This window comes from Pedobacter sp. 10L46_2, assembly GCF_056395165.1.
On the sequence record NZ_JBFTIZ010000209.1, the window covers coordinates 1 to 7411 of the forward strand.

Below are 7411 nucleotides of genomic sequence, written 5' to 3' on the forward strand. Positions count from 1 at the left end.
TAACTAAAGTACATTTCAAACAAGGTAAGTAATATAACGAAACCAAATAGTGTTCCAACCGTTATACTTTTATCCAAATCTGTCATTTTGAGGGCTTTCTATAAATTTACGGAATTACTATTGCTTAAAAACTCGATACTGCAAGTTTAAACAGTATTGATTTAAACAAATCAAAATTCCTGATTTTTATAGAAATAGCTGTCCTTAGAGTGTCATAATCAATACTTTTACCCTAAAAGTCTGACTTTTATTACCTTCCGGTCAAATCGATTGAAAATTCATCAAATAAAGTGGCTTCCTCATCAGTATCTAAATTCGGAACGGTATAGTATTCACCTTGGATAGTAAAGTTAAAAGGTGTTTTCTCGATGCTGACTTTTAAAAAGCCGTGTCTGTTGTCGCAGTAGCTATCAAGCTGGACCTTATTAAATAAGTCACTTTTAGCGATGTAATTGTTATCGTAAGGATCTGCAAGTTGGTGTAATTCGTCAAAACCTCCGGCTCCTGCAACAATAAATGGCAGTGTTTTCCCATCTTCATATTGTTTACTAAAGCGTTGGTAATTATGTACGTGTCCGCTAAAAATAATGTCTGGTTTTACCCCAGCTTCTTTAAAGGCAGTTTCCAGAAATTCTATCATTGGTTTGCTCGATCCATGATTTGTATCTGCAGAATAAGGGGCATGGTGCATACAAACAATTATAGCCTTATCAGAGCGAAGTGTAGCGGCATTTTGCAGCTCTTTAACAAACCAGTTTTTTTGTTCCTTGGTAATGTGACCATATTTTGGAACATTGGTATGAAGGCCAATTATTGTCGCCAATGGCGATTCCATTGTCCAAAATACGTGAGGCTGAATCTGACTTTTTCTACTGCTTTCGGTCCCAAAATGAATTGTTTTAGGGCAAGTATTGCAAAATGCAGCATAAAATGCATCAAGACTTTCGTAATGTAAATCGCAGTCTGGATTTATATCTGTGTCATGATTCCCAGCAATGGCATAAATAGGGCCAGGGTAGGTCTCAAATGGTTTTAAAAACTGTTCGTTATATTGCTCTGCCTCGCCATAATGATATACAATATCTCCAAGGTGGTATAAGAATGCAGGCCTGTCGTGTTCGCTCGTTGCGCACAAGTATTGTTCGGCCATTTTCCCTGCCACCTGTTTTTGAGCATCAGCAGATTTCAGTCCGCCGGTATCACCAACCATATGAAAAACCATTTTCCCAGGTACTGTTTCATTTAAGCGATTTCCAAGATTTAATCGGTACGGGTAACTACCGGTAGGTTCAGGCAAAGGTTGAAATTTATCAAGGTCATCTACCTGATCTGTTTTAAAAACAGCGTTATACAGAATCTTTGTGCTGATCATAATCTTAACGTTTGGTGACTATCATAAAATTAGTACGCTAATATTAAGTCAGCATTAAAAATTGATTATTATCAAAAATGGTAATATTGCCTTATCAGGAGTAATTGTGATAAATCTATTGTTAAGGGTTTGGGTTGTGTTAACATAATGATAATTGAATATTAAAATGCAGTTAATTTATATTTGCGGAGTGACAACACCTCTATACGTACTTTACGAATTACTGATCAGACTCACAGAGTTAGATCCAACGATTGGCGATTTCTACGCTCATAAATACACAGATGCCGGTGCAATTATCAGGACAAACAATGGATCATTGATCGTTCCTCAACATATACTTGAAAAACAATTCTCAAATCCGTCCCAAATAACGGATGCAGATTTAAAGCAGTTAGTAAATGAATTTAAATGGAGTACTTAATTTAAGACCATCAAATTTATGTTGGGATAAAGTAACTAAGATATTATGAACTCTTTAGAAGTTAGGTGATAATCTTTTGTTAAATTTGGTTTAACACTTATTTCTTATTCATAAATTCTTATATAAATGAAAATTAAAAAATCTTTTAGCATCCCGCTTACGGCTTGTTCTTTGCTGCTTATGGCATCCTGCAATAATTCGGAACCGAAGCAAGAACTGCATTCAGGTATTATCCTTAAAAATATGGATACTACAGTGGCGCCGGGGAATAATTTTACGGCCTATGTGAATGGCACCTGGATGAAAAACACAAAAATCCCTTCTGATAAGGCTTCATATGGTATAGGGGCAATGGTGAATGATAAGGCACAGGAAGATGTTAAAGCAATAATTGAGAATGCTGCCAAGGGAAATCCTGCTGAGGGTTCTGATGAGCAGAAAATAGGCGACTTTTATGAATCTTATATAAATATGAAGGTTCGTGATTCTATAGGGCTGGCACCTTTAAATGTTGAGTTTAAAAAAATTGATGCTATCGCCTCCGGGAAAGATTTGGCTTCCTATTTTGCTTATGCCAATAAGATAGGCAATATGATTCCTTTCAATTTAAGTGTTGCTGAGGATCTGAAAGATCCAAGAAAGTACATGCTTTATACCTGGCAAGGTGGCCTGGGTTTACCAGATCGTGAGTACTATCTATTAAAGGATGCAAAATCTGCAGACATCCGTACTAAATATGTAGCCCATATTGAAAAGATGTTAACTCTTGCCGGAATTCCTGATGCAAAAGCTAAGTCTGTTCAGATAATGGCACTCGAGACCTTGATTGCCTCAAAACAAATGAAGAAGGAAGAAACCAGAAATATGGCTGGTCTTTATAATAGTTTTCCAATTAAGAATCTGAGTACGTTAACTCCAGATTTTGATTGGAACACCCTACTAACAGAGGCAGGAGTAAAGAATCATGATACCTTAATTATTAGCCAGGTAGCATATACAAAGGATCTAAATGCCATTTTGAAAAATACACCACTTGATACCTGGAAAAATTATTTAAAATGGAGTGCTGTTACAAGCGCTGCAACTGCTTTGAACACTGCGCTTGATCAGGAGAATTTCAATTTCTATGCTAAAACATTATATGGCGTTAAAGAGCAGAAACCTCAATGGCGCAGGGCCGTTGATGTAGTTAACGGGAACCTTGGTGAGGTAGTTGGTAAACTATATGTTGAAAAGCATTTCCCGCCTGCAGCTAAGGAACGCATGCTTAAACTTGTTGGCAATCTATTGAAAGCTTACGAGACGAGTATTAAAGAGCTCGACTGGATGGGTGCAGAAACTAAAAAACAAGCACTTGAAAAAATAAGCAAGTTCACTCCAAAAATTGGATATCCGGATAAATGGAGAGATTATGGTAAACTTAAAATTGCAAAGAACGATTTGTTTGGTAATGAAAAACGGTCTGCAGAGTTCGAATACAACCGCACTTTTAACAAGCTGGGTAAGCCTGTTGACCGTACAGAATGGGGGATGACACCACAAACTGTTAACGCATACTATAATCCTAGTATGAATGAGATTGTTTTTCCGGCTGCAATTCTTCAGCCGCCATTTTTTGATATGACTGCAGATGATGCGGTAAATTATGGAGGTATCGGTGCGGTGATTGGTCATGAAATAGGTCATGGTTTCGACGATCAGGGAAGTACATTTGACGGCACAGGTGCAATGCGTAACTGGTGGACGACGAAGGATCAAAGTGAGTTTAAAAAGAGAACAAGCGCTCTAAAAGCGCAATACAGCGGGTTTAAAGTTTTTCCTGATCTGAATGTAAATGGAGATTTTACACTTGGAGAAAATATAGGTGACCTTGGCGGATTAAGTATTGCACTGAAGGCCTATAATGCAAGCTTAAATGGTAAACCAGCACCAGTTATGGATGGATTTACTGGCGAGCAAAGAGTATTCCTTGGATGGGCTCAGGTATGGTTAAATAAATCAACAGATGAGGCATTAAGAAATCAGGTTGGAACAGATCCCCATTCCCCGGCTAAGTTTAGGGTTAATGGTGTAGTTAGAAATATACCAGAGTTTTATACTGCATTTAATGTAAAACCAACAGATTCTTTATACCTGGCACCAGAGAAAAGAGTTAAAATCTGGTAGCGTATTTATCAGAGAGCCGGCATAAAAGAAAAGCTCGTATCATTAATCATGATACGAGCTTTTCAATTTAATTGAGATTACGGTTAATATTAGATTGATAAAGTTCTTTAACTACTGATATAGCTTTCTAGCTGAGATATGGTTTGTTTCTGATCTGCAATGATGAATTTAACCACATCACCTATGGAAACCATTCCAAGTAATTGATTGTCCTGCATTACCGGTAAATGTCTGATATGTTTGTCAGTCATGATTTGCATGCACAGGTCTATGCTGTCTGTCGGCACGATGGTGATTGGATCGGGTGTCATTACCTCTTTTATCGGAGTGCCAGCCGATGATTTCCCATACAGTATGATCTTCCGGGCATAATCTCTTTCTGTAAATATACCCTGTAGCTTATGATCTTCAAGAATAAGCAACGCACTTACATTCTTTTCCATCATCAACTGAAGCGCCTCTAAAACAGATGAATTTTCTGTAACTGAGAAAATCTGTACAGGTTTAGCATTAAGTATTTGTTGTACTGTTTTCATAAGCGATTAAGAATTAGCTATTTAAATTTAACTAAAAAAAATTAAATCACCATTATCTTGTACAAAAAAATATTATTTCATCAGGGGCAATATTTCCTCTACATATTTCCTGTCATTTGCCAGTCTGGGAACCTTATGTTGTCCTCCAAGTTTACCTTTCGATTTTAGCCAGTTATAAAAAGTATTGTTAGGGGCATTATGTACTTTAGGACGACGTAGTGCCATATCTTTAAATCTTTTGGCATCATAATCAGAATTCACTTCTCTTAAAGTCTGGTCCAGAACGTCTATAAAGAGTTCAAAATCATTTGGCTGATGATCAAATTCGATGATCCATTCATGACCTCCAACCTCTTCACCTTTAAAGTAAATTGGGCAAGCAGTATAATCTTTAAAAACTGCTCCTGTTGCATCACAGGCTTTGCAGATCGCTTGTTCGGCGTTGTCTATAATAACTTCTTCTCCAAAAGCATTTATGAAGTGCTTTGTTCTGCCTGTTATCCTTATTCGGTATGGAGACAGACTTGTGAACTGAACGGTATCTCCAATCATGTACCGCCAAAGACCACCATTTGTGGAAATTATGATGGCGTAGTTTTTATTTAGTTCTACCTGTTCAAGAGTTAAGGTATCAGGATTTTCATCATCAAGTTTTTCAAACGGTAAAAATTCGTAGTAAATGCCGTAGTCAAGCATCAGCAGAAGTTCATCAGAATCTACTTCATCCTGAATGCCAAAAAAGCCTTCAGAAGCATTATAGGTTTCCAGGTAATACATGTGATTACAAGGGATTAGTTCTTTGAACTGCTCTCTGTAAGGTTTAAAATTTACTGCACCATGAATATAAAGCTCAAGATTTGGCCATACCTCAAGCAAGTTGGCTTTGCCGGTAATTTCCAATACTTTTTTAGCCAATACTATTGTCCAGGTGGGTACCCCGGCAATATTGGTTACGTTCTCTTTGATGGTAGCCTCAGCCATTTTTTCCATCTTTTCCTCATAGTTCTCCATTAGTGCAATGGAGATATTTGGTGTGCGGTAATATTCGGCCCACATAGGCAGATTTTTGATCAGCACGGCCGAAAGGTCACCATAAAAGGAGTCTTCATTGAGCTGGTTAATTTGATGGCTGCCGCCAAGAACCAGCCCTTTCCCGGTAAAAATCTCATTGTCAGGTCTGTTGTTGCAGAAAATCGACAACATGTCTTTCCCTCCTTTAAAATGACATTCCTGCAAAGATTCCTCTGATACGGGAATAAACTTACTTCTGTCGCTGGTGGTGCCAGATGATTTGGCAAACCATTTAATTTCAGTTGGCCAGAGGATGTTTTGTTCTCCTTTAAGCATCCTTTCTATATATGGCTTTAGCGTATCGTAATTCTGTAGGGGAACACGTTCTTTAAATTGTTTAGGGGTCTCAATAGTACGGTAATCATATTTTTCCCCCCATTCAGTATCCTCAGCACTGGAAATTAGTTTTTGAAACCATTCTTCCTGTACATCATGTGGGTACTTCATAAAAAGCTCAATCTGGTGAACGCGCTTTTTCATATACCAGGTAAAAATTGAATTTACAATTGCCATGCTTTTGTTTAAGTAGTGAATTATAAGTTTTTACTTCGTAATACGAAATTAGAGCCTAAGTAAACCCGTCTTACCATTTCGTTGGCAGCAAGTACTTCCGGAGTGCCGGATTCGAGGATTTTACCCTCAAATAGTAAATAAGCTCTGTCGGTGATTGATAGAGTTTCCTGTACGTTGTGGTCGGTAATCAGAATACCTATGTTTTTTTGTTTTAGTTTGGCTACGATGGTCTGAATTTCCTCAACAGCAATAGGGTCTACTCCTGCAAATGGTTCATCCAATAAAATGAAGTTTGGACTGGCTGCAAGTGCCCTGGCAATTTCAGTTCTTCTGCGTTCTCCTCCTGAAAGCAGGTCGCCTCGGTTCTTACGTACCTTGTGTAAGCTAAATTCAGTAATGAGTTCTTCCAGTTGCTCATGGCGTTCTTCTTTGCTCATTTTAGTCATTTCTAAAATGGCCATGATATTATCTTCCACTGAAAGTTTTCTGAAAACTGAAGCTTCCTGAGCTAAGTATCCAATACCTTTTTGTGCCCTTCGGTACATTGGGTCGGTAGTAATATCCTCCTCATCTAAATATATTGTACCCTCATTTGGTTTAATCAGACCCACAATCATATAAAAAGAGGTGGTTTTTCCAGCACCATTTGGGCCTAATAAACCAACAATTTCACCCTRACTAACACTAAACGAAACGTCGTTAACAACAGTACGTTGTTTATATTTTTTTATCAGATTTTCAGCTCTTAATATCATCTAATTATATTAGTTATCAATTTCTATCGCTTTAATGTTTAGTTGCAAGCGCCGTTGATCTTTCCATATATTTTCTTCCACTGTATAACAAACAGAGAAGGGCTGGTTTGGTTGCAAAAGCGATTCATATTCTGCCAAGCCAAATCCAATGCCTTCAAAAATAGTGGAATTTTGTTGTTTTAAATTTAATTTTAAATGTTTTATACCTACAACATAAGGTTTTCCTGTAATAAATACATTATGTGAAACAAAAACGGGTGCTGTATTTAGTGGGCCAAATGGGGCCATTTGTGCTACAATACGTTGAAATTTACCATCTATCTGGCCAAACTCAATTTCTGTATCGATATTTATTTCAGGGCTTAGTAAGTCATCCGTTATGGTTGAAGCAACGATATTTTCAAAACGATCAGAAAATAATTGAATATTTTCAGGTTTTATAGTTAGCCCGGCAGCAAATTTATGTCCACCAAACTGAACCAAAAGGTCCTGACAACCAAGTAATGCTTCATATAGGTCGAACCCAGCAACAGACCTGGCTGAACCCGTAAGTAATCCATTTGAAGCTGTAAGC

7 protein-coding genes are annotated in these 7411 nt (G+C 37.5%); 2 read left to right on the forward strand and 5 right to left on the reverse strand.

The window, feature by feature from the left end; translation table 11 throughout:
* Positions 1-250: 250 nt before the first annotated feature.
* Positions 251-1372 (reverse strand): metallophosphoesterase family protein, encoded by a 1122-nt coding sequence (locus AC1DDX_RS19105; protein ID WP_172659332.1) that lies wholly within the window; start codon positions 1370-1372, stop codon positions 251-253.
* Positions 1373-1538: 166 nt separating this feature from the next.
* On the opposite strand from AC1DDX_RS19105, the gene AC1DDX_RS19110 reads away from it, so the two are divergent.
* Both AC1DDX_RS19110 and AC1DDX_RS19115 read left to right on the forward strand, forming a co-directional pair.
* Entirely contained in the window at positions 1539-1796 is a 258-nt protein-coding gene (locus tag AC1DDX_RS19110; protein WP_172659333.1) for a hypothetical protein, read from the forward strand.
* A 126-nt stretch (positions 1797-1922) separates the two neighbouring features.
* The gene (locus tag AC1DDX_RS19115; protein ID WP_288882582.1) at positions 1923-3962 is read left to right on the forward strand and encodes a M13 family metallopeptidase; all 2040 of its coding nucleotides are present in this window, start codon (positions 1923-1925) and stop codon (positions 3960-3962) included.
* Between the two features lie 107 nt (positions 3963-4069).
* Here the strand turns inward: AC1DDX_RS19115 and AC1DDX_RS19120 are convergent, their stop codons facing one another.
* The 4 genes from AC1DDX_RS19120 to AC1DDX_RS19135 form a co-directional block, all read right to left on the reverse strand.
* Positions 4070-4498, reverse strand: a complete 429-nt coding sequence (locus tag AC1DDX_RS19120; protein WP_172659335.1) for a CBS domain-containing protein — start codon at positions 4496-4498, stop codon at positions 4070-4072.
* Positions 4499-4570: 72 nt separating this feature from the next.
* On the reverse strand, positions 4571-6082 hold the full coding sequence (locus AC1DDX_RS19125) for a GH3 auxin-responsive promoter family protein (protein ID WP_288882581.1): 1512 nt from the start codon (positions 6080-6082) through the stop codon (positions 4571-4573).
* 20 nt (positions 6083-6102) lie between these two features.
* Positions 6103-6837: an LPS export ABC transporter ATP-binding protein gene (gene lptB, locus AC1DDX_RS19130; RefSeq protein WP_477622422.1), complete on the reverse strand. Its 735-nt coding sequence runs from the start codon at positions 6835-6837 to the stop codon at positions 6103-6105.
* A 9-nt stretch (positions 6838-6846) separates the two neighbouring features.
* Positions 6847-7411, reverse strand: a 565-nt coding sequence (locus AC1DDX_RS19135) for a DHHA1 domain-containing protein (protein ID WP_477622423.1), incomplete at its 5' end; no start/stop codon positions are given.

What these genes read in the sequence shown, in the direction of transcription:
- AC1DDX_RS19120 (WP_172659335.1), bottom strand. Translation starts at nt 4,498, where the DNA reads ATGAAAACAGTACAACAAATACTTAATGCTAAACCTGTACAGATTTTC.
- AC1DDX_RS19105 (WP_172659332.1), bottom strand. Translation starts at nt 1,372, where the DNA reads ATGATCAGCACAAAGATTCTGTATAACGCTGTTTTTAAAACAGATCAG.
- AC1DDX_RS19115 (WP_288882582.1), top strand. Translation starts at nt 1,923, where the DNA reads ATGAAAATTAAAAAATCTTTTAGCATCCCGCTTACGGCTTGTTCTTTG.
- AC1DDX_RS19125 (WP_288882581.1), bottom strand. Translation starts at nt 6,082, where the DNA reads ATGGCAATTGTAAATTCAATTTTTACCTGGTATATGAAAAAGCGCGTT.
- AC1DDX_RS19110 (WP_172659333.1), top strand. Translation starts at nt 1,539, where the DNA reads ATGCAGTTAATTTATATTTGCGGAGTGACAACACCTCTATACGTACTT.